At 67.3% G+C, this 22,892-nt stretch carries 18 protein-coding genes; 15 read left to right on the top strand and 3 right to left on the bottom strand.

Translation table 11 applies throughout. From position 1 onward, the window contains the following. Genes BLV94_RS15695 through BLV94_RS15685 form a run of 3 tightly spaced genes read right to left on the bottom strand, consistent with a single transcriptional unit; the run spans position 1 to position 2,699 of the window. The gene (locus tag BLV94_RS15695; protein WP_072940958.1) at positions 1–651 is read right to left on the bottom strand and encodes a PIG-L deacetylase family protein; all 651 of its coding nucleotides are present in this window, start codon (positions 649–651) and stop codon (positions 1–3) included. 3 nt (positions 652–654) lie between these two features. Continuing rightward, positions 655–1,443 (bottom strand): glycosyltransferase family protein, encoded by a 789-nt coding sequence (locus tag BLV94_RS15690; protein WP_072940957.1) that lies wholly within the window; start codon positions 1,441–1,443, stop codon positions 655–657. Continuing rightward, the gene (locus tag BLV94_RS15685) at positions 1,440–2,699 is read right to left on the bottom strand and encodes a class I SAM-dependent methyltransferase (protein ID WP_072940955.1); all 1,260 of its coding nucleotides are present in this window, start codon (positions 2,697–2,699) and stop codon (positions 1,440–1,442) included. The genes BLV94_RS15690 and BLV94_RS15685 overlap by 4 nt, the downstream gene beginning before the upstream one ends. 347 nt (positions 2,700–3,046) lie before the next feature. Between BLV94_RS15685 and BLV94_RS15680 the strand changes: the two genes are divergently transcribed. From BLV94_RS15680 to BLV94_RS15610, 15 genes are all read left to right on the top strand, one after another. After that, entirely contained in the window at positions 3,047–3,511 is a 465-nt protein-coding gene (locus BLV94_RS15680; RefSeq protein ID WP_072940954.1) for a GyrI-like domain-containing protein, read from the top strand. Continuing rightward, positions 3,508–3,933: a hypothetical protein gene (locus BLV94_RS15675; protein ID WP_072940952.1), complete on the top strand. Its 426-nt coding sequence runs from the start codon at positions 3,508–3,510 to the stop codon at positions 3,931–3,933. Before BLV94_RS15680 ends, BLV94_RS15675 begins: the two co-directional genes overlap by 4 nt. A 192-nt stretch (positions 3,934–4,125) precedes the next feature. Then, positions 4,126–4,902: a hypothetical protein gene (locus BLV94_RS15670; protein ID WP_072940951.1), complete on the top strand. Its 777-nt coding sequence runs from the start codon at positions 4,126–4,128 to the stop codon at positions 4,900–4,902. Continuing rightward, positions 4,899–7,022 carry an Rv1355c family protein gene (locus BLV94_RS15665; RefSeq protein ID WP_072940950.1) on the top strand — a complete coding sequence of 708 codons (2,124 nt, stop codon included), beginning with the start codon at positions 4,899–4,901 and terminating at the stop codon, positions 7,020–7,022. Before BLV94_RS15670 ends, BLV94_RS15665 begins: the two co-directional genes overlap by 4 nt. 14 nt (positions 7,023–7,036) lie before the next feature. After that, positions 7,037–8,881: a putative bifunctional diguanylate cyclase/phosphodiesterase gene (locus BLV94_RS15660; protein ID WP_072940949.1), complete on the top strand. Its 1,845-nt coding sequence runs from the start codon at positions 7,037–7,039 to the stop codon at positions 8,879–8,881. Between the two features lie 349 nt (positions 8,882–9,230). Beyond that, positions 9,231–10,604 carry a sugar transferase gene (locus tag BLV94_RS15655; RefSeq protein WP_244163601.1) on the top strand — a complete coding sequence of 458 codons (1,374 nt, stop codon included), beginning with the start codon at positions 9,231–9,233 and terminating at the stop codon, positions 10,602–10,604. Positions 10,605–10,863: 259 nt separating this feature from the next. Beyond that, positions 10,864–11,301: a holo-ACP synthase gene (gene acpS, locus BLV94_RS15650; protein ID WP_072940945.1), complete on the top strand. Its 438-nt coding sequence runs from the start codon at positions 10,864–10,866 to the stop codon at positions 11,299–11,301. Next, positions 11,298–11,540, top strand: a complete 243-nt coding sequence (locus tag BLV94_RS15645; RefSeq protein WP_015889559.1) for an acyl carrier protein — start codon at positions 11,298–11,300, stop codon at positions 11,538–11,540. The genes acpS and BLV94_RS15645 overlap by 4 nt, the downstream gene beginning before the upstream one ends. After that, complete coding sequence (locus BLV94_RS15640) at positions 11,537–12,742, top strand: acyl-CoA dehydrogenase family protein (RefSeq protein ID WP_072940944.1); 1,206 nt, start codon at positions 11,537–11,539, stop codon at positions 12,740–12,742. Before BLV94_RS15645 ends, BLV94_RS15640 begins: the two co-directional genes overlap by 4 nt. Beyond that, positions 12,739–13,689 (top strand): amino acid--[acyl-carrier-protein] ligase, encoded by a 951-nt coding sequence (locus BLV94_RS15635; protein ID WP_072940941.1) that lies wholly within the window; start codon positions 12,739–12,741, stop codon positions 13,687–13,689. The genes BLV94_RS15640 and BLV94_RS15635 overlap by 4 nt, the downstream gene beginning before the upstream one ends. Next, complete coding sequence (locus BLV94_RS15630) at positions 13,686–14,651, top strand: DUF1839 family protein (protein ID WP_072940938.1); 966 nt, start codon at positions 13,686–13,688, stop codon at positions 14,649–14,651. The genes BLV94_RS15635 and BLV94_RS15630 overlap by 4 nt, the downstream gene beginning before the upstream one ends. A gap of 32 nt (positions 14,652–14,683) precedes the next feature. Then, positions 14,684–17,119 (top strand): glycosyl hydrolase 2 galactose-binding domain-containing protein, encoded by a 2,436-nt coding sequence (locus BLV94_RS15625; RefSeq protein ID WP_083395913.1) that lies wholly within the window; start codon positions 14,684–14,686, stop codon positions 17,117–17,119. Between the two features lie 119 nt (positions 17,120–17,238). Further along, positions 17,239–20,886, top strand: a complete 3,648-nt coding sequence (gene mfd / locus BLV94_RS15620; protein ID WP_072940932.1) for a transcription-repair coupling factor — start codon at positions 17,239–17,241, stop codon at positions 20,884–20,886. 4 nt (positions 20,887–20,890) lie between these two features. Next, the gene (locus BLV94_RS15615; protein WP_072940930.1) at positions 20,891–21,757 is read left to right on the top strand and encodes a nucleoside triphosphate pyrophosphohydrolase; all 867 of its coding nucleotides are present in this window, start codon (positions 20,891–20,893) and stop codon (positions 21,755–21,757) included. Between the two features lie 305 nt (positions 21,758–22,062). Further along, entirely contained in the window at positions 22,063–22,890 is an 828-nt protein-coding gene (locus BLV94_RS15610; protein ID WP_072940928.1) for a glycosyltransferase family 2 protein, read from the top strand. The last annotated feature ends 2 nt before the right edge of the window (positions 22,891–22,892 follow it).

The raw sequence follows: 22,892 nt of genomic DNA, 5'->3' as shown, positions 1-22,892 counted from the left end.
TCAGGTCCTTCCGAATCGGATGGCCGCCTTCTCGAGAACGAAGGCTTCGGCGTGCATTCGGCGGCACTGGACACCCCGTAGCCGGGTGACACCCAGGAATGCTTCCTGGTCGAACCAGTCGCGGTCGACCTGGGACGGGTAGTGCTTCAGGAGAAGCCGGGCCTTTTCCTCCGCCACCGCACGTATCAAAGGGTGGAAGACGGTGGGTTGGGGGGTGTCCGCCTCCCACTTGAGGATCTCGTATCCCAACACGAGATGGTCCCGAAACACGGTCGGTACGAGTTCGGCCAGTAACCGGTGATCCTGGTGAGCGTCCCCGCGGTGCGGTGCGAACACGATGTCGGGCTCGCACCGTCGCCGGAATCCCTCGAGTGCAGTCTTGATCGGCTCCCAGTATCCGGGCGCGTGGCCGTCGGGAACGTCGAGGACATCGAGTTCGAGGTCGGCGCCGGGGCACAGCGCGGTGAGCGCGTGCCGTTCCTCTATCTCTCGCCGGGAGTCGTCGCCCGACAACACCAGGGCACGCACCCGGAGTCCTGGCGACATGGACGCCAAAGTCAGCAGCGTCCCGCCCATACCGATCGCGATGTCGTCGCAGTGCGCACCGAGAACGGCGATCTCGGCGACACGCAGAGCATGGAGGTCGAGCATGAGCTATGACACCGCCTCCGGTTGCTCCCACACCATCCACGGATGGATGCCCCTTGCGTAGTTCGCGTCGAGTTCCGCCCGCTCCTTGAACGTGTCGGCCGGCTTCCAGAACCCTTCGTGGCGGTATCCGAACAGCCGGCCCTCGCCCGCCAGGGTTTCGCAGACATCCGCGACCAGATCGCCACCCGGTGGGAGAAGTTCGAAGATCTCGTCGCTGAGGACGAAATACCCGCCGTTCTCCCAGACTGGTAGCCGGCTGACCGGAATGATCTCTTTGACCTCACCGTTGTCGGCCACATTCACGCAGTGGAACGAGGACTGCGGCGGGACGACGAGCATCGACGCCGCGGCACCGGATTCGTGGAACTTCGCGACCACGTCGTCGAGGGGAGCGTCGGTCAGGACGTCCGCGTAGTTCGCGAGGAAATGCTCGTCGCCGTCCAGGTGCTGCCGCACGCGCCGCAGTCGTTCACCGATCGCTGATTCCAGACCCGTGTCGACGAACGTGATGGACCAGTCGCTGATGTCGGAATGCAGTAGCTCGATCTTGTTGGCGTGAAGAACGAAGTCGTTGGACTCCGCTTCGCGGTAGTCGAGGAAGAACTCTTTGATGGCCTCGGCGCCGTACCCGAGACAGAGGATGAACTCCTTGTGCCCGAAATGGGCGTAGTAGTGCATCACGTGCCACAGCAGCGGCCGAGGGCCGACCATCTGCATCGGCTTGGGGATGGCGTCGTTGCGGTCGTTACGCATCCGCATGCCGTAGCCGCCGCAGAACAGGACAACCTTCATGTCGTGAGCCTCCTTGCCGCGCTGTCGGGTTGAAATGTCGCGCTGTGTAGGGAGGGGAGCGGGAAGACGAGCTCACCGCCCCACTCGGTGATGTATCGCAATTGTTCGGTCAGTTCCGCTTCGAGATTCCACGGCAGCGCGAGGACGACGTCGGGACGATCCTTCTCGATCTGCTTCGGGTCGAGAATCGGAATCCGGGTGCCCGGCGTGAAACGGCCATGCTTGTAGGGATTCCGGTCGACCGTGTATTCGAGGAGGTCGGGACGAATTCCGCAGTAGTTCAGCAGTGTGTTGCCCTTGCCGGGAGCGCCGTAGCCGACGACGGTCCTGTTCTGGGCTCGGCAGGCGAGAAGGAACCCGAGTAACTGTTGTCGAGTGGCTCTGGCCTTCAGTTCGAGTCGGCCGTATCCTTCGGCGTCGTGCAGGCCGGCTTCTTCCTCCTGCTTCAACACCTCGGCGACACGCTGTGTGGGCACCGCGCCTGCAGTGTCGGGACGCGCCCAGATCCGGATCGAGCCGCCGTGTGTTTCCAGTAGTTCCACGTCGACGACCGAGAGGCCGGCCGTGGCGAGCGCACGCGTCGCGGAGAGGAGTGTGTAGTACTGGAAATGTTCGTGATAGACCGTGTCGAATTGCGCGAGGACGATCAGATTCAGGGCATGGTGCACCTCGATACTCAGCCTGCCGTCGTCGGCAACGAGGGTACGCAGAGCGCGAGTGAACCCGCGGAGGTCGGGGATGTGCGCGTACACGTTGTTGGCAACCACGAGGTCTGCCGGACCGTGCTCCGCGCGGACGCGCGCGGCCAGTTCCTCGTCGAGAAATGCCGTGAGAGTGGGAACTCCTCGTTCACGCGCGGCCGCACCGACGTTGTGCGAAGGTTCGATTCCGACGCAGCGGATCCCGGCGTCGACCGCGTGCTGCAGCAGGTAGCCGTCGTTGCTCGCGACCTCGACGATCAACGAGCGCTCGTCGAGGCCGAGTCGCGCCACCGAAGAGTGGACGAATCGGCGTGCGTGCTCGACCCATGAATCCGAGTAGGACGAGTAGTAGGCATAGTCGGTGAAGGTGTCTTGCGGAGAGATCAGGGCCGGAATCTGAAGCAGGAGGCAGTCCTCGCAGATGCGTAGGTGCAGCGGGTAGTTCGTCTCGGGGGCGTCCAGGCCTTGTTCGGTCAAGAAGAGCTCGCACGGCGGCGTCGCTCCCAGATCCAGGACGCTTCGCAAGCGATCGGAGTCGCACAGTCGGCAGCGCACGGGCAGTCTCCCCTCGTCACCGAGACCTGGAGGCCGCTGCGCGTGAGTTGCGTCACACCCGAAGTCTCGATCCGTCCAATTAACCACACTCGGAGTCGTCTTGCAAGGCTCTAAACCAACTTGAAGTATGTATATAGTCCGAATTAAGGATGACTGTCCTTTTATTTGGCGACATGTTGGGACTCGGTCAAATGGGCGATTTCTCAGTCGTAGAGGTTTTCGCGACTAAGGGCGCAGACCGCGGGATACGGAGGAGGTATGGTGATATCTCGTCCCCCAAATTAAAGGCGGGCGAACATTAATTGCCATTGCAGGCCCAATGTGCCGGTGACATCGGAGGGTGCCCGATGCCGTTCGTCATAGTCGAACGCAAAGAGACGCTGGTCGCCGGACTGGCCGTCCGCAGCCCGAAGAGGGCGCTGGGGAAAGCGCGCGACAAGGATCTCGAAAAGACGTGGTCCACCCTGCTGGCGCAGAACGTGGACAGGCCCCTGGCGTCTGCCTATGTCGACCACGCTCCTGAGATCAATTCGTACTACACGCAAATCGTGGGCTACGAGTGCACTTCGATCGATCAGGTCGGGCGCGGGCACCTGGTCTCACGGATTCCTGCGGGAACCTATGCAAAGTTCTCCTCGGTCGGAACCTTTCCCGACCTCTTCGACGCGCTCTGGGGGCAGATTCGTGAGGCGGAGGAATCGCGGCAGATCGAACGGTCCTACACCGGCGACTTCGAGTTCTACCCGCACGCGTTCGGGATCGATTTGTATGTGGCGATAGTGCCACCCGCCACGATGCAGGGGCCGCAATGAGTTTCGAGATCGTCAAGCGTGAGTCCGCCGACTTCGGGGGGCTCGTTCTGCCGCGCACGGAGCTCAGTTCGTCGGCGCATTCGACCGATCTGATGAAGTTCACCCGCGAGCGCATCCAGCAACGCGGCACTGCCGAGCTGATCACCGTATATGTCGCGGTCCCGGATCTGGGGTGGACCGCCGTGATCGGATATCGGTGTACCGACCTCGGTCAGCTCGAGGTCGGTGACGTACTGGTGCGTGTCCCGGCCGGCTACTTCGCCAAGTTCACGCCCGACGGACGGTCGTCCGACCCGATCGAGGACGTGTGGATTCAGGCCGAGCTGGCGGAGAAGGAAGGGCGCATCGAGCGCGCCTACGCGGAGGAGATCGAGGTCTTCCGCGCTCCGAGCAACGTCGAGCTGTTCATTTCCCTCGCCTAAATTCGGGTCGACAATTACCGACCTGAAGTTTGTTTTCGAGCACATTTGTGGCATCTCAGGTGACAAATCAGGTGTAAACGCGGAAAATAAGTAGCCGCGGGGCTGTGACCGGGTTCGTGTGTCCAGTTCTTGGGGTCTTTACGTAACCCGTGAGTCCCCGGAATTGCCGCACCGACTCCGATGGGAAAGCCAATGCCAGTTGAACAGCTGTCGCGTCCGCAGGTCGACGCATGGTCGACAGACACCCTAATTGACCGAACGCTGAGCGTGTGGGATCCACGGTCGGAGTGTCGCTTCGTCGTCGCCCGGCCCTCCGAGGAGCCCGAGCTGTGGGAAGCATATCTCGAGGGAGCGGTAGCGGGCTATCGCAAGTACGGCGCCGAGAAGGCGCTCGAGTACCGCCGGATTCAGGACGGCGACAGCACCGCGATCTTCTTCGTCGCGATCGAGTCGAACGGCTCCGTCGCAGCGGGCGTCCGCGCGCAGGGGCCGTACATTTACGCTGGTCAGGCGCATGCGATCACGGAATGGGCAAACGATCCCGGGGCTCCCGCCGTCCGCCGGATGATCGAGGACCGGCTGCCGTTCGGTGTCGTGGAGGCGAAGGGCGCATGGGTGTCGGACACCGCCGCCCGGCGCGGTGAGCTCGTCGGCGCACTGGGTCGTTTTGCTACCTTCTCGATGGATCTGCTCGACGTCCAGTTCATGCTCGCGACCGCCGCATCCCACGTCTTGGACACGTGGCGAACCACCGGTGGGGTAGTGGCAGACCATATTGCTCCCGTGCCCTATCCGGATGACCGCTACGAGACACGGCTGATGTGGTGGGATCGGAGTAGGCGCAGGGGCCGCGCCGAATCCATGCAGCTGGCCCAACTGTTACTCACGACGTCCGGACCGACGCCGTCGGCAGCCATCGCGACGGGGACGGGAGGAGACGTCGTCCGGCCGATGCGGAGCGTCTCGTGAACGAAACCCACGGTGAGTACACCGCACTGCTGCTCGACGAGGGCCACTCCGGGGACGCGGCGGTACTCGACCGCCTCCGCCGCGACCCCGCGGTAGCCTTCGTCGATCGACTCGACCATCAGCGGGACGCTCTGCGTTCCCTCGTTCCCGCGCCGGGCTCAGATGTGCTCGATGAGGCTCCGGTGTGGGCGTACTACTCGTGGCGACGGACCGTGGTGCGTCTGCTCGGTCCTACGTCGTTCCGGCTGTTGCGGCTGGACCGGAATCGGAACAAGATCACCGCGCAGGAGCAGGAACGCCTCAGGGACGTCACCGTCGGGATCGTCGGTCTGAGTGTCGGTCACGCCGTCGCGTTAGCTCTCACGCTGGAAGGCGCGTGCGGCGGCTTGCGGCTCGCGGACTTCGACACGCTCGAGCTGTCCAACCTGAACCGGGTTCCCGGCACCGTTCTGGACCTCGGCGTGAACAAGGCGGTGGTCGCCGCCCGCCGTGTCGCGGAGATCGACCCCTACGTCACAGTGACGTTATGGAAGGACGGTGTCGACGTCGAATCGGTCGCCGAATTTCTGGACGGCACGGACGTGGTGATCGACGAATGCGACTCCCTCGACGTCAAGGTGTCCCTGCGGCGGGAGGCCCGGCGCAGGGGATTGCCGGTGCTGATGGCGACCAGTGACCGGGGTCTGCTGGACGTCGAGCGTTTCGACGTCGAACCCGATCGACCCTTGTTCCACGGAGTGATCGGTGACGTCGACGTGGAATCGCTGGCGGGCCTCGGCTCGCGGGACAAGATTCCGCTCGTGTTGCAGATTCTCGACGCCGGACAGTTGTCGGCGACGATGGCGGCGTCGTTGGTGGAGGTGGACGAAACCATCACCACGTGGCCTCAGCTCGGGGGCGAAGTGCTGCTCGGTGGGGCGGAGGTCGCGGCGGCGGTGCGGCGCATCGGGCTCGGGCAGCCGCTCGCGTCGGGTCGCTGCCGGATGGATCTGGACGATCATCTCGATGCCCTCGCCGATCCACCGCTGCCGCAACACCTGCCGGAGCAACCGGTGAACCGGGCCGCGGCCCCGCCGCAGGACACTGTCGACGCCATCGTGAATGCGGCGGCCCGCGCGCCCTCTGGCGGCAACGTCCAGCCGTGGACGATCGCGGCCGACGACGCGGGACTGACCATCTCCCTGGCCCCGGAGCACACGACGGCCATGGACGTCGGGTACCGCGGCAGTTGTGTCGCGGTCGGCGCCGCGCTGCACAACGCCCGGATCGCCGCGTCCGCCGCCGGGCTTCTCGGCGCGGTGACGGTCCACGACCGCGGTCCGGGGCTTCCCGTCGCCACGATGACGTTCGGCAGCGGCAACGACCGGGAACTCAGCGACCGCTACGAGCACATGCTCGACCGGACCACCAACCGCAGGCTGGGCGTCCCCCGGCCGTTGGACGACTCGCAGGCCGGCCTTCTCGCCGAGGCCGCGGCTCGCGAAGGCGCCCGCCTCTGCCTGGTCACCGACCGGGACGACATCGCGGCGATCGGCGCCATTCTGGCGGAGTCGGACCGCATCCGTTTCCTCACACCCACCCTGCACCGCGAGATGATCGGCGAGTTGCGGTGGCCACCCCGGGATTCGGTCGACACCGGCATCGACGTGCGCGCACTGGAACTCGACTCGGCGGAACTGTCGACGCTCGCGCTGTTGCGGAGACCCGAGGTCATGGAACGACTCGGCGCACAGGACGCGGGACAGGCGCTGGGCAAGTCCACCGCGGACCGGATCGCCTCGAGCTCGGCTGTCGCGGTCGTCGCGGTTCCGGGCAGCACCTCACGGGACTATGTGCGCGGCGGTGAGGCGACCGAAAGTGTGTGGATCCACGCGCAGGCGCTCGGCCTCGCCGTCCAGCCGATTTCGCCGGTGTTTCTCTACGGTGTGGAAAGTGCGGAACTCGAACAACTCTCACCGCAGTATGCGGCACCATTGGAGAGGCTGCGGGAAGAATTGTTCGACGTCGTCGGAGCGAAGGCAGGTGAGGCGCTCGCCATGGTGTTACGGCTCAGCCATGCGCCGGGCCCGTCGGTCAGGAGCGAGCGCCGCGCCGACCGGGTGCGAAGGCGGATATCGTAACGACAGGAGGGCCCGTGAACACCGAGAAGCAAACCGAAAAGCTCGAGACCCTGGTGACAACCGTGGCGTCCCGGCTCACGCCTGTCGACGCGGTCTCGTTCAAGGCCGTGGCCACCCGCGTGCTGCAGGATCTCGTGGAACACTTCGAGGTCGACACCAGCTTTCTCCGGTTCACCGACCACGAGATCGCGGCGACGGTCCTGGTCGCGGAATATCCTCTTCGGCCCTTCATCCCCGACCCCGACCCACTCGGCGTCGTCTACTTCAAGGATGCCGATCCGACCTTCGCCCAGATCGAGCACCAGAAGGAAGTCGCCATCTTCCGTCCGGAGGTGTCCGGTCCGGATTACAACGAGCGGGTCCGCGAGGCGTCGGGGGTGCCGCAGGTGTCGCTCGCCGCCGTTCCGCTGCTGTCCGGCGAGACGACGACGGGCACGCTCGGATTCATCAAGTTCGGCGACCGTGACTGGACGCCGCCGGAGCTCGACGTCCTCAAGGCGATCGCCGCCCTGCTCGCCCAGGTCCAGGCCCGCATCGTGGTAGAGGAGCAATTGCGCTACTCGGCCGATCACGATTCCCTCACCGGACTCAGCAACCGGCGCGCCCTCTACCACCACCTGGACACCCGCCTGGCATCGACCGAACCCGGGCCGGTCGCCATTCTGTTCCTGGACCTGGACCGCCTGAAACCCCTCAACGACTTCTTCGGGCACGGGGCGGGCGACGGGTTCATCTCGACGATCGCGGACCGGCTCAGATCGACCAGCGAGGCCGACGACCTCGTCTCGAGGCTGGGCGGCGACGAATTCGTGCTCGTGCTCGGAGGGTCGGTGGGGCTCGAGGAGGCGGAGAGACGGGCGCAGCACATCCGCGACGTCGTGACCGAACGGGTGCGGCTCGGCCGCGAGGTGGTCAGCCGCAGTGTCAGCATCGGCGTGGCGGCGGGGCGTCCGGGTAAGGCCACCACGAGTTCGCTCCTCAGCCAGGCCGACCAGGCCGTCATGGTTGCGAAGACCAAGGGCGGTAACGCGATCAGCGTCTTCACGGACGAGATGCAGGAGGAGAGCGAGAAACGCAACATGATCGAGCTCAGTCTGCGTGCGGCCATCGCGGACGAGTCGCTGTTTCTCGAGTACCAGCCCGAGGTCGACCTGAGCACCGGCCGGATCATCGGGGTGGAGGCCCTGGTGCGGTGGAATCATCCGTTGCTCGGGCTGCTGCAGCCAGGGTCGTTCATCGACGTCGCCGAGGCGACGAATGTGGCGGGCGAACTCGGACGCTGGGTGATCAGGAAGGCCTGCCGGCAGTGGGCCGACTGGCGGTCACAGGTGCCTGAGCTGGATCTGGATCTCCGCGTCAATGTCTCACCGGGCCAGTTGGCCGGTCTGGACTTTCTCGACGTCGTCGCGAACGCGTTGACGGAGTTCGACCTTCGCAAGGGCGCATTGTGCCTGGAGATCACGGAGAACGCGGTGCTCAGCGACCTCACCTGGACGCGTGAAGCGCTCGAAGGGCTGCATGCGATGGACGTGGAGGTCGCGATCGACGACTTCGGCACCGGATACAGCTCCCTCAGCCACCTCAAGGCACTGCCGGTGGGGACGTTGAAAATCGACAAGGGTTTCGTGATGAACCTGGATACCAATCCGGAGGATCGGGCGATCGTGAAGTCGATTATCGGCCTCGCCGAGTCGTTCGGACTGGAATTGGTGGCGGAAGGCGTGGAGAACGTGGAGTCGGCCCGGCAACTTCTGGAAATGGGATGTCATCGGGCCCAAGGATTCCTGTTCAGCCGCCCGGTCTCGGCGGAGGAGATCGGCAAGTTGCTGGTGGCCGGAGCCATCGAGGTAGGCCTTTAAAGGCCGCGCATAAACCATACCGAAAGCTCGGTTTAGTTCAATTATAATAATTGAAGGCATTTGATTGCAGCTATAACAGGCGCGGAGTATGTTTTGAAGATAGTAATCAACTCCACGGCGTGATCGGACCGGCGCGGTGGCGGGCGGGCTCCGAGCATGGGTTTGATCAATGTGTGAATGTGGAAGCGATTTCGAGGCACTCAGCGTGTCCGAGCGAACCCAACTACTCATCAGATCTCAATGCGCACATGGCCGTAGGGGGGCGGGGGTGCCGACCATTCCCGGTCGTTCCGTACCCGAACCCCCCTCGCCGCGGCCGTCCTGGGAGCGTACGTACTCTCAGGCCGCGATGGGCAGCGATCTGGTCAGCGTCGTCGCTGCCGACCTCTTCGTCACGGTCGTCTACCGCCAAATCCCTCTCTGGACGTGGGCCGGGAGCCTCGCGGTCGCGGTCGCGGTTCCGGTCCTTACGATGCTGTCCCTGGCGTTGGCGCATGCGTGGGATCCACGCATTCTCGGCAGCGGAGCCGAGGAGTTTCGCAGAGTGGGACGAGCGTACGTGTGGGTGATCGCGGTGATGGCCGTCGCCGGGTACGCCCTGGGTACGGCGAACGGCCACTCATGGGTGTTCGGCGCTCTTCCGCTCGCGGCGGCGCTGTCGGTGCTCGGACGCTACGTGCTGAGACGGGCACTGCGCAGGCGCCGGAGATCGGGAGGCTATCTGCGATCCGTCCTCGTCGCCGGTGACGTCGACGAAGTGCTCGAATTGATCAAGCGCACGCCGGACATCTCGCAGGCCGGGTGGCGCGTGGATGCCATCTGCCTGGCCGACGTGAGACCGGGTGAACAGCTTCCGCTCGCCATCGACGACACTCCCGTGATCGGCACGGAGAAGGACATCGTCGGCATCACCAGGCTCCATTCGTTTCAGGCGATCGCGGTTCTCCCCTCGAGCGGCTGGACCCCCGCTCGCACCGAGCGGTTGAGCTGGGAGCTGGAAGGCACCGGTACCGATCTGCTGATTGCGCCCGTGCTCATGGATGTCGTCGGTCCGCGCTTGCACATCGCCCCCGTCGCGGGAGTCCCGTTGATGCAGTTGAGTGCGCCGACATACTCGGGCCCGGCGTGGGTGATCAAGAATGTCTTCGATCGAATCTTCGCTCTCGTCATCGTCATCGCGATCGCGCCCGTTCTTCTCGTCATCGGCGGGGCGATCCGCGCCGGCAGTCGTGGTCCGGCGTTGTTCAAGCAGACTCGCGTCGGACGGGACGGCGAGGTGTTCACGATGTACAAGTTCCGCAGCATGGTGGTGGATGCGGAAGCTCGAATCCGTGAGCTCGAGGCGTTCGACGAGGGCGCCGGCGTCATGTTCAAGATTCACGACGACCCTCGGGTCACCCGGATCGGCAGGTTCATTCGCCGCTACTCGCTCGACGAACTGCCACAGTTGTTCAATGTCGTGTCGGGCAGTATGTCGCTGGTAGGTCCGCGGCCGCCGTTGGAATGCGAGGTAGCGCGTTACGGCGACGACGGCGCGCGGCGTCGTCTGTTCGTCAAACCGGGACTCACCGGACTGTGGCAGGTGAGTGGCCGGAGCAACCTCAGCTGGGAGGAGTCGGTGCGCACCGACCTGCACTACGTCGAGAACTGGAGCTTCACGCTGGATTTGCTGATCCTCTGGAAGACCGTTCGCGCTGTGCTGCGACCGGAAGGCGCGTACTGAGGGTGTGTCGGTCCGGCGCCGGTCACAGGCGTGCGAGGCGGTAGGGCGGTCGTCCGTCGAGATTGCGGACAACCCACGGACATCATCGGCTTCGAGGAGACAGCGTTACAGACTCGGGGTATGTTTATGCCCACACCGAAGGACCTCTTGTCTTTATTTGGCAAAGTACGGTAACTTCTCGAAGGGTTTGCTGGAGAGTCGCTGAGAGTGGCTTCCCGCACGAAACGTGGGACTGTCGAAGACTGGAGCAGGGGGATCGATGTCTGGTGGTTCGGTGTCGCCGATCCCCGAGTCCCGCATCGGGTGCGACGTGATGACGGTCGGGCACGTGCGAAGCAGTGTCGAGCGGTTCGGCGACCGCTATCTGAGCAGAATCTTCACACCCCACGAATTGGAAACCTGCGCAGGACCTGCGCGGGTCCAACGGCTGGCCGCCCGATTCGCGGCCAAGGAGGCCGTGGTCAAGGTGCTTCGCCCCGGCGACGTCGCCCTGCCGTGGCAGTCCATCGAGATCCGGCGCGAGAGCTGGGGAGGATGCGGAGTGCGATTGTCCGGCAACGCATCGGCACTCGCCGAGCGTCAGGGACTCGGTGGGTTCGACGTCTCGATCTCGCACGAGGCCGACGTCGCGATCGCGATGGTCACCGCGTCCCGGCTGGGCACGCCCCCCGATCACGAAGGAGAACGCCACCCATGAGCGAGCACACCATCCGCAAGGTTCTCGGCGACCACGCCCGGCTGTCCGTCGACGCCGCGAGCATCGCCGTCGGCGCCGATCTCTACGAACTCGGTCTGACATCCCACGCGAGCGTCAACGTCATGCTGGCGCTGGAGGATTCGTTCGACATCGAATTCCCCGACGAGTTGCTGCGCAAGAGCACGTTCGCGAGCGTCGACTCCATCCGGGGCGCGCTCGTCGAACTCGGCGTGGCATGAGCATCGCCCTCGCGGGCGACACCGGGATCGGGTCCGCCCAGGTTTCCGGACCGTCGGCGCGGGCCGCGAGTGTGGCCGAGGTGGCCGCGCGGTGGGCCGTCGACGTCGATCGTGACGCGCGCTTTCCGCAGGAGGCCGTGGATGCGCTCCGGGACCAGCGTCTGCTCTCGTGCGCCGTCCCTCCGGAACTGGGTGGTGAAGGTGCGACACTTCGGGAACTGTGCACGATCGCCCGGACCCTGGGCCGCCAGTGCGCCGCGACCGCGATGATCTTCGCGATGCACCAAACCCAGATCCTCTCGCTCGTAAGACATCCGGGTGGCGATGGCGTCGCCGGCTTCCTTCGCGCCGCGGTCGCCGGTCAGTACCTGCTGGCGTCGGCGACGACGGAACTGGGCATCGGCGGCGACGTCCGCCGCAGCACCTGCGCGGTGGAGCGGTCCGGTGGCGTGGTGTCGCTGGTCAAGAACGCCCCGGTCATCTCGTACGGCGAGTACGCCGACGCGATCCTCGCGACCGCGCGGCGCACCCCCGACAGCCCGCCGAGCGACCAGGTGCTCGTCATCTGCCGGCGTGCCGACGTGACGCTCGAGCGCACCGGTGACTGGAACACGCTGGGGCTGCGCGGAACCTGCAGTCCCGGGTTCGTGCTGCGGGCCACCACCACCCCGGATCTCGTCGTCGCCGATCCCTACTCGGAGATCTCGGCGACGACCATGCTCCCGGTGTCGCACTCGGTGTGGTCGGCGGTGTGGCTCGGCATCGCCGACGCCGCGGTGGAGAAGGCGCGCCGGTACGTGCGGGTAGCCGCGCGTAAGCAGCCGGGCGCGGCGTCGCCCGCCGCCCTACGCCTCGCCGAGGCAGCCGCTGTGCATCAGCAGTTCGCGGACGTCGTGTTCGCGGCAGCCGGGCGGTTCGACGACGCCGACGCTGCTCCGGCCGGTTCGCCGGAGGCCGAAGTCGCCTGCGGCGTCGGCTATTCGCTGGCGATGAACAACCTCAAGGTCACGGCGTCGACCCTGGCCGTCGACCTCGTCGGCAGGGCCCTGCTGATCTGTGGTATCGCCGGCTACCGAGAAGAAACGGAGTACTCGCTCGGCCGGCACCTGCGTGATGCGCACGGTGCGGCCGTGATGGTCAACAACGATCGAATCATGGCCAACTCGGCGCAGATGGCCACCGCATACCGGGGGACGATATGAGCACGGATATCGCAGTGGAGCAGGAAGAGACGAGCGAACTCGAGCGCGCCCGCCGCGCGTTCCGGGCGGAACTGCTGGGAGCCGGGCTCCTGGTGGACACGTCCGTCGCCGGCCTCTACGGACGGTCGGGGTTGTTCGAGGACATCGTCGACGGCATCGACGCGGTCGTCCGGGCAGCGGGCCCGGGCGCGTCCGCGGCCCGATTCCGGTTTCCGCCGGTGTTCCCGCGCACCAGTTTCGAGCGTACCGACTACATCGCGTCGTTCCCGAATCTGACCGGTGCCGTCAACACGTTCACCGGCACCAACGCCGAGCACGCACAACTGCTCGCGGCGCGGGCCGAGGGCGAGAGCTGGGACAGGTGGCTCGAGCCGACCGACACCATGCTGGTGTCGGCGGCCTGCCATCCCGCGTACCCGATGTTCACGGGAGTGCTGCCGGACGGGGGAGCACTGCTCGACGTGTACGGCTACTGCTTCCGGCACGAGCCCGCGTTCGATCCCGCCCGCATGCAGGCGTTCCGGATGCACGAGTTCGTGCGGATCGGCACCGCGGACCAGGCTGCGGACCACCGCGACTCGTGGATCGAGCGCGGGCTGGAGGTGCTGTCCGACCTGTGGCTGGACGCGTCACCGGTGATCGCCAACGACCCGTTCTTCGGCAGGGCCGGACGCATGCTGGCCGCCAACCAGCGCGACGAGAACCTCAAGACCGAGCTGACGGTGCGCCTGTACGGCGATCTCGACGACGGGACCGCCGTCGTGTCGTGCAACTGCCATCAGGACCATTTCGGTGTCACGTTCGACATCGCGACCGCGGGCGGCGATGTCGCGCATAGTGCGTGTGTGGGGTTCGGGATGGAACGCATCGCGCTCGCGATGCTGCGGACCCACGGCATGGACCCGTCGCGCTGGCCGAGCGCGGTGAAATCCCGGATGTCGCTGTGACGTCCCGGCTGATCGACATCTCGCCGGACGGCTACGAACCGCACCCCATCCACGCGGACGAACGGACCTGGACCGAGACCAACTGCTACCTCGACCTGTGGGTGGAGGTACTCCACTCGCTCGGGCTCGATCCGGTGCCCGCCGCCGCGTGCGCATTCGGCGCCCGGTTCGACGGATCGCAGTGGACGTTCCTGAAGTTCAAGCCCGAGGATCTGTTCGCCCTGTACGGGATCGACGTGGGGGAGATGAACGTCTGGCGCGGTGTCCTCGACCATGTGGAGGACAATCTCGCAGTCGGGATGTTGTCGACCGTCGAGGTGGATGCGCACTGGCTCCCGGACACGGCAGGCACCGGCTACCGCGAGAGCCACACCAAGACCACGATCGTCGCGAACTTCGTCGACCGCGAGTCCGGTGTGCTCGAGTACTTCCATAACAGTGGGTATCACCGGCTGACCGGGGACGACTTTCGCGGGCTGTTCGGACTCGACCTCGCCGGATCGGCGACGTTCACGCCGTACGTCGAGCAGGTCCGGTTCGACGGGGAGCCGGAATACCGACCGGGCCGCTTCGACGCGGTGCTGCGGCATCATCTCGCGACGCGACCGGACGGAAATCCGGTGCGCGCTCTCGGTGAGCGGGTGGTCGCCGACGTGCCCTGGATCCGCGGCGCGGGCATCGACACGTTTCACCTGTGGACGTTCGGGGTGTTGCGGCAGTGCGGTGCCACCGCGGAACTCGCTGCCGACGTCTGCGAGTACCTCGAGCGCAACGGGTTCGCGGGGGCCGCGGCGTTCGCTCCGGGCTTCCGGGAGGTGGCGCAGGGCGCGAAGAGTGTGCAGTTCCAGATGGCGCGCGCCGCTCGCGGACGCAGCGTCGACCCGTCAGCACAACTCGACGGCATGGCCGAGGCGTGGGAACGATCGGTGGACGGCGTGGCGCGCGTGGTCGGACGCGCGTAGTGGATCTACTCGACGGCGCCCGGTGGCGTTGCGTGGCAACGGAACCGGGTTCGGTCACCGATCCGTCGGGATTGGCTTGTGTGCCGGGTCCGTGGTATCCCGCGCAGGTTCCGGGAACCGCGGCCGGCGCGATCCGGGCGGCCGACGGCGTCGCGGCGGCGCGCGCGGTGCAGACCGATGCGGTGGACTGGTGGTTCGTCACCGACGTGTCCGGCGGCGGCCCCGGTCCGTGGCGGCTCGAGTTCGACGGCCTGGCCTCGCTCGCGGAGGTGTGGGCCGGCGACGACCTCGTCCTGTCCTCGGAGTCGATGTTCGTGCGGGCCTCGGTCGACGTGGACTCTCGCCCCGGCACGGTCACGCTGGCGATCCGATTCCCGTCGCTCGACGCGGCGCTGCGCAGCCGGCGGCCCCGCGGACGCTGGCGGTCGTCGCTGGTGAGTGCGCAGGGGCTGCGCTGGATGCGCACGAGCCTGCTCGGTCGCGCTCCGGTCTTCGGCGGCGTGCCCGCCCCGGTCGGGCCGTGGCGGCCCGTGCGACTGCACGACCGCACGGCGCCGGTGCTGTCGGACCGTCACGTGGTCACCACGGTGCAGGACGGGACGGGCGTGCTGGAACTTGCCGTGCGTGTGCACGGCTCGGCCTGCCCGCCGCCCGTCGTCCGGCTCGGCGACGTCTCCGCGGAGGCGACCGTCGTCGAAACCGGCTCCGGCGTGCAGGACGTGCGCGCCCACCTGCGCATCCCCGACGCCCGGTTGTGGTGGCCCCACACCCACGGCGTCCCGGTGACGTATCCGCTGAGCATCACCCTCGGCGAGCACGTCGTCGACCTGGGCGCCGTCGGATTCCGCACCGTGAGCGTGGCGCGCGGCGACGGCGGGTTCCGGCTGGCGGTCAACGGCGTCGACGTGTACTGCCGCGGCGCCGTCTGGACCCCGGTCGATCCGATCGGGCTGGGCGGCCGGGATCAGACGCGGGAGACCCTCGAGCGGGTGGTCGAGGCCGGGCTCAACATGGTCCGGGTGCCGGGCACGATGCTGTACGAGGACACCGCATTCTGGGACGACTGTGCCGAACTCGGCGTTCTGGTATGGCAGGACGCCATGCTGTCGACGTTCGACCCGCCCGACGACCAGCCGTTCCTGGAACTGCTGACCGCGGAGATCGAGGCGGTGCTGCGGCCGCTGTCCGGGAACCCCGCGCTCGCCGTGTTCAGCGGCGGCAGCGAAACCGAACAGCAACCCGCGATGCTCGGGCTCCCCGCGGCGCACATCCCGGCGGTACACGACGTGATCCCGGCAGTGGTCGCGCGGACCGCGCCGGGGGTGGCGGCGGTGTCGTCGTCGCCGTCCCCGCCGCCGGGAGGCGACGCGCTCGCGACCCACGTCGGAACGGGTGTCGCGCACTACTTCGGCGTCGGCGGTTATCGGCTTCCGCCGTCCGACGTCCGCCAGGCCGGGGTGCGGTTCGCCGCCGAATGCCTCGCGTTCTCGATCCCGCCGTCGGACGCGACGATCGAGACCGAGTTCGGCAGCCTCGCCGCTGCGGGCCACCATCCGCGGTGGAAGGCCGCCGTGCCCCGGGACAACGGGGCGTCCTGGGACTTCGAGGACATCCGCGATCATTACGTGCGGACACTGTTCGGTGAGGAGCCGTCGACGGTCCGCTGGTGTGATCCCGAGCGGTACCTGGCCCTCGGTCGCGCCGCCGTCTGCGAGGCCTTCGCGGCGGCCCTCGGATACTGGCGTCGGCCCGACTCGGGATGCGACGGCGCTCTGGTGCTCGCGCTCCGCGACCTCGAACCCGGCGCCGGGTGGGGACTGCTCGACTCCGACGGCAGGCCGAAGGCGCCGTGGTTCGTGATGCGGCGGCTGTCCCGGCCGGTGGCGGTGCTCCTCGGCGAGGACGGGATGGACGGACTGCGCATCGACGCGATCAACGACTCGGCCCGCGCGATCGTGGGGGAGTTGCGGGTGCAGGTACATACCCGCACGGGTTCGCGGGCGTTCGACGTCGCCGAACCGGTGACCCTGGCCGCGCACGCGGCCCGCCGGTGGTCGCTCGACGTGCTGCTCGGTCGCTTCACCGACGCGACACACGTCCACCGTTTCGGGGTCCGCGGCTACGAGAGCGTGACTGTCACGCTGTCGGGAGAGGACGGTGTCGCCGCCGAGGCCGTTCATCTCTTCGGCGGCCCCGCGCGCGCCCTCGAACGTACCGTCGGCCTGACGGCGGCGGCGCGGGAAACGGCGCCCGGCGACTGGGTGGTCGACGTCGCCACCGACGGCGCTGCGCAGTACGTCCACCTCGAACTCGGCGGATTCGAACCCGCCGACTCCTGGTTCCATCTGCCGCCCGGCGGCACCCGGATCGTGCCGGTGCGCAGGACCGGGACGGCGGAGTCGGTGACCGGACAGGTGCGGGCGCTGAACTCGGTGAGCGTCGCCCCGGTCGCGCGGGCATCCACCTGATCCGGACCCCGGTCCGTCGATATGCGATATCGACTAGGCTGGCTCAGTCCGCAACTGGCCGCTCGTCCCGGCCCGAGCTGTTCGCCGGCAGTTCGTCATCACTGCTCAGGAGTGCGTCGTTGTCTTCCCCGCTCATCGCTGCCGAGCCCTCGTCCGACACCCCGCTCGCCGGACTGGCGAAGATCGCGCTGGGCGACGCCGTCGTCGCGCAGGTGACCGAGGCCCTCGGGCGGCATCACCTCGACATCGTCGCGCCCGCACCCGCCCGGCCGTTCGTGGCCGCGGCCCTCGCCGAGCGCACCCACCTGCTTCTGGTCACCGCCACCGGTCGCGAGGCCGACGACCTCACCGCCGAACTGCAGGAGATGATCGGCGACGCCGTGGCGCAGTTCCCGTCGTGGGAGACGTTGCCGCACGAACGGCTGTCGCCGAGCGCCGACACGGTCGGTCGCCGGGTGGAGGTGCTCCGCAGGCTCGCGCGGCCCGACGACCGCTCGTACGGGGCGCCGCTCCAGGTCGTCGTCACCACCGTCCGTTCACTGGTGCAGCCCATGGCGCCCGGTCTCGGTGAGATCGAACCCGTCACGCTGCGGGTGGGGGTGGAGCACGACTTCGACGGGCTGATCCACCGGCTCGTCGAAATGGCGTACACGCGCGTCGACATGGTCGGCAAGCGCGGCGAGTTCGCCGTCCGCGGCGGCATCCTGGACCTGTTCTCGCCCACCGCGGATCATCCGGTGCGCGTCGAGTTCTGGGGCGACGAGGTCACCGAGTTGCGCGCGTTCTCCGTCGCCGACCAGAGGTCGCTCGCCGAACTCGACATCGACGCCGTCATTGCGCCGCCGTGCCGCGAACTGCTCCTCACCGAGGACGTCCGCGACAGGGCCGCGCAGCTCGCGGTCGACAACCAGGCCGACGCCGCGCTCGTCGAGATGCTCGACAAGATGTCGGCAGGTATCCCGGTCGAGGGCATGGAGGCACTGCTGCCCGTGCTGCGGCCGGGGCAGCTGCAACTGCTCACCGACGTGCTGCCCGAAAGCGCGCACGTGCTGCTGTGCGATCCGGAGAAGATCCGGACACGCGCCACCGACCTGGTGCGCACCGGTCAGGAGTTCCTCGAGGCGTCGTGGACGGCGGCCTCGATCGGCGGCGCCGCCCCGCTCGACACGTCGGTGCTGAAGGGCGACGGCATCGACCTCGGCGCCTCCGCCTACCGCTCGCTCAGCCAGGTCCGCGAATCCGCGGAGGCCGCCGGTCTGCCGTGGTGGACGCTGAGCCCGCTCGCGTCCGGCAGCGGCGAGGAGCTGGAGCTGGCGGTCACCCCTGCACCGCAGGTCCGCGGTTCCGACGAGCTGCTGTCCGAACTGTTCGTGAGCCTGCGCGCCCATGTCAGCACGGGCGGCCGGGCAGTCATCGTGGTCGCAGGCGCCGGTACCGCGCATCGTGTGCTCGAGCGCCTCCGCGAGGCCGAGGTGCCCGCGGCGGAACTCGCACCCGGTTCGGAGCCCGCCCGCGGTCAGGTCGGGGTGCTGCGCGGATCGCTGCACGACGGCCTGGTCTTCCCCGGCGGCGACACCACCCCCGGACTCGTCGTCGTCACGGAGTCCGATCTCACCGGCAACCGGGTGGCCGCGGTCGGCGACGGCAAGCGGCTGCCCGCCAAGCGCCGCAACCAGGTGGACCCGCTCGCCCTGACGGCCGGCGACATGGTGGTGCACGACCAGCACGGCATCGGACGATTCGTCGAGATGGTCGAACGGACTATCGGTGGCGCGCGGCGCGAATACCTCGTGATCGAATACGCCGCCAGCAAGCGCGGCCACCCGGGCGACCGGCTGTTCGTCCCGATGGAGTCCCTCGACCAGCTGTCGCGGTACGTCGGCGGCGAACTGCCCGCACTCAGCAAGCTCGGCGGTTCCGACTGGGCCAACACCAAACGCAAGGCGCGCAAGGCGGTTCGTGAGATCGCCGGTGAACTCGTCCAGCTGTATGCGGCGCGGCAGGCCGCACCCGGTCATGCGTTCGGCCCGGACACCCCGTGGCAGAAGGAGATGGAGGACGCGTTCGCGTTCACCGAGACCCACGACCAGCTGACGGTCATCAGCGAGGTCAAGGCCGACATGGAGAAGGCCGTCCCGATGGACCGCGTCGTCATCGGCGACGTCGGCTACGGCAAGACGGAGATCGCGGTACGGGCGGCGTTCAAGGCCGTGCAGGACGGCAAGCAGGTGGCGGTCCTGGTGCCGACGACGCTGCTCGCTCAGCAGCACCTGCAGACGTTCACCGAGCGGATGGCGGCGTTCCCGGTGACGGTACGCGGGCTCTCCCGGTTCACGGATGCAGGGGACTCCAAGGAGATCATCGCCGGCATGGCCGACGGCGAGATCGACGTCGTCGTCGGCACGCACCGGCTGCTGCAGACCGGGATCCGGTGGAAGGACCTGGGCCTCGTCGTCGTCGACGAGGAACAGCGCTTCGGTGTGGAGCACAAGGAACACATCAAGGCGCTGCGCACCCACGTGGACGTTCTCACCATGTCGGCGACGCCGATCCCGCGAACGCTCGAGATGAGCATGGCGGGCATCCGCGAGATGTCCACGATCCTCACACCGCCGGAGGAGCGGCACCCCATCCTCACGTACGTCGGCGCGTACGCAGACAAGCAGGTGGCCGCCGCCATCCGACGCGAACTGCTCCGCGACGGGCAGGTGTTCTACGTCCACAACCGGGTCAGCTCGATCGACAAGGCCGCCCAGCGGATCCGCGACCTCGTCCCCGAGGCGCGTGTCGTCGTCGCGCACGGGCAGATGAACGAGGACACGCTGGAGCGGACCGTGCAGGGCTTCTGGGAGCGGGACTACGACGTGCTGGTGTGCACCACCATCATCGAGACCGGCCTCGACATCTCCAACGCCAACACGCTCATCGTCGAACGCGCCGATTCGCTGGGCCTGTCGCAGTTGCACCAGTTGCGCGGTCGCGTCGGGCGTAGCCGTGAACGCGGCTACGCGTACTTCCTGTACCCGCCGGAGAAGCCGCTCACCGAGACGGCCTACGACCGCCTGGCGACCATTTCGCAGAACTCCGACCTCGGCGCGGGCATGGCGGTCGCGATGAAGGACCTCGAGATCCGTGGCGCCGGAAACGTGCTGGGCGCCGAGCAGTCCGGTCACGTGGCAGGAGTCGGGTTCGACCTGTACGTGCGGCTGGTGGGGGAGGCGGTCGAGGCCTTCCGGGCGGCGGCCGACGGCAAGCCGATCACGACGGAGGACGCCCCGAAGGAAGTCCGGATCGACCTTCCCGTCGACGCGCACATCCCCCCGGACTACGTCACCAGCGACCGTCTCCGGCTCGAGGGGTACCGAAAGCTCGCGGCCGCCACCGAACTCGACGGCATCACCGCCGTCGTGGACGAACTCGTCGACCGGTACGGCCCCCTCCCCGAGGAGGTTCGCCGACTGGTCTCAGTGGCCAAGCTGCGCCTGCTGGCCCGCGAATACGGCCTCGAGGAGATCGCCGTCGTCGGAACGCAGCTGAAGATCGCGCCGATGGCCCTGCCCGACTCGAAGCAGCTGCGTCTCAAGCGGATCTACCCGAGTGCGCAGTACCGCGCCACCACCGGCATGGTGCAGTTGCCGCTGCCCCGGGCGGGTTCGGGCGGGATCGGCGCCGAGCGGGTGCGCGACGTGGAGTTGCTGCAGTACATCGCGGACTTCGTGCTCGCACTGGACGGCAAGGCCGCCGGGGCCGTGGTGATGGAGGCCTGACCCGATGACGGTGGTCCTGCTCGACCCGTTGCGGCCCACGACGATCCCGATGGAAGCCGTCGGGGTGGTCGGTGGCGGAGTGGCGTTCACCGACGAGGTGCCCGAGTCCGTGCGGACGCTGCTGTCCGCCGCACCCGGCGCCGCGGTCCTGATCAGTACCGATCCCGACCATCCCACCGTGCGCGAGTGGGTCGCGTCGGGGTCCCGGATCATCGCGGCACCGAAGGTCCCGGGCGACAACCTCGTCGAGGCCGCCGAGGTGATGGACCGGTTGTGGAGCTACGGCGGCTGGGAAGTGACGCAGACACACCGGACGTTGTCGCACTACCTCGTCGAGGAGACGTACGAGGTTCTCGACGCGATCGAGTCCGCCGAGCCCGGGGACCTGCGTGAAGAGCTCGGGGATCTGCTGCTGCAGGTCCTGTTCCATTCGCGCATCGCCTCGGCGTCGGGCAATTTCGACGTCGACGACGTGGCCGCGACCCTGGTCGCCAAACTCGTGCACCGCAGCCCCCACCTCGGTGAGGACGTCGTCGGCCCGATCGACATCGCCGAGCAGGAACGGGCCTGGGAGATCCGGAAGGCGGCGGAAAAGGCCCGCAGCTCCTGCCTCGACGGGGTCGCGATGAGTCAGCCCGCGGCATCCCTCGCGGCGAAGGTCATCGCCCGCGCGAGCAAGGCTGGCCTGCCGCCCGAGCTGGTGCCCGCGGAGATCACGGCGGACAGCGCGGCGGTGGTGGCTGCCGAGTCGAGGCTGCAGGCGGCGACGCATGACCTGATCGCCCGTGTCCGCGCGGCCGAGGATGCTGCGCGCGCGGCGGGGAAGACCGAACTCGCCCCCGCGGACTGGCTCGGGTACTGGACGTCCTGATACCGGGGCGATCGGCGTTATCGCTCGGGTTTGCCAAAATGTAACTGAGGGATGTATCACTCCCGTGTCCGTAGTGCACGAAAAACAAACCTGAGGTAGTTTAAAGCGCGCATAGAAGACCAGTTGGTTGCAAATACGCGTTTCGAAGTACTGCGAAGTCCTTCTGCTCGGGTGTTTATGGTCTTCGCGCACTGCACGTGGTGGGTATCCGAGCTCCCGGTCGGGCGAGGGCCGATACCCACAGGGGACCACACATAGTGACGCTTCCGGGCCGAGTCGATTGCCCGACGATGAGAGACGGACACATGAGCCTGTACACGCCTGACCGCCTGGAACCTTCCGACGAGACAGACGCGCACGACATCGACGAGACCGGCGCCGCCGACCGCGCGCCCGGCCGCCCGACGGTCACCGTCGTCGTGCCCGCGATGAACGAAGCCAAGAACCTTCCTCATGTCGCCGCGCGCATGCCGGCAGACATCGACGAAATCGTCTTCGTGGACGGCCATTCAGTCGACGACACCGTCGATGTGGCGCGGAGCCTGTGGCCGGACGCGAAGTTCGTGACGCAGAGTCGCAAGGGCAAGGGCAACGCCCTGGCCTGCGGATTCCGTGTCGCGACGTCCGACATCATCGTGATGATCGACGCCGACGGCTCCACCGACCCGGCAGAGATCCCGTTGTTCGTCGGTGCCCTCGTGGCCGGCGCGGACTTCGCGAAGGGAACCCGCTTCGCAGACGGCGGCGGCAGCTCGGACATCACCTTCGGTCGAAAGCTCGGAAACAAGGCGTTGAACGCCATCGTCAACCTCAAGTTCGGGGCAGCGTTCAGCGACTTGTGCTACGGCTACAACGCATTCTGGCGCCACCACGTCCCGGTGATGGCATTGCCCGCGGTAGAGGCGGCCGAGGCGCAGTGGGGCGACGGGTTCGAGATCGAGACCCTCATCAACGTGCGGGTCGCCAACGCGGGCCTGAAGATCACCGAGGTCCCGAGTTTCGAGCAGGATCGCATCCACGGCGAGAGCAACCTGAACGCGGTGCGGGACGGACTTCGTGTGTTGCGCACCATCAGGAGCGAACAGCGCACGACCGCAACGCACCTGTCCCCGGCGCCCGTCCCGCAGGGCTGAGC

The organism is Rhodococcus koreensis (genome assembly GCF_900105905.1).
In the GTDB taxonomy this organism is placed as follows: domain Bacteria; phylum Actinomycetota; class Actinomycetes; order Mycobacteriales; family Mycobacteriaceae; genus Rhodococcus_F; species Rhodococcus_F koreensis.
The sequence above is the reverse complement of the archived record's forward strand: the minus strand, read 5'-3'. Positions and strand labels throughout refer to the sequence as shown.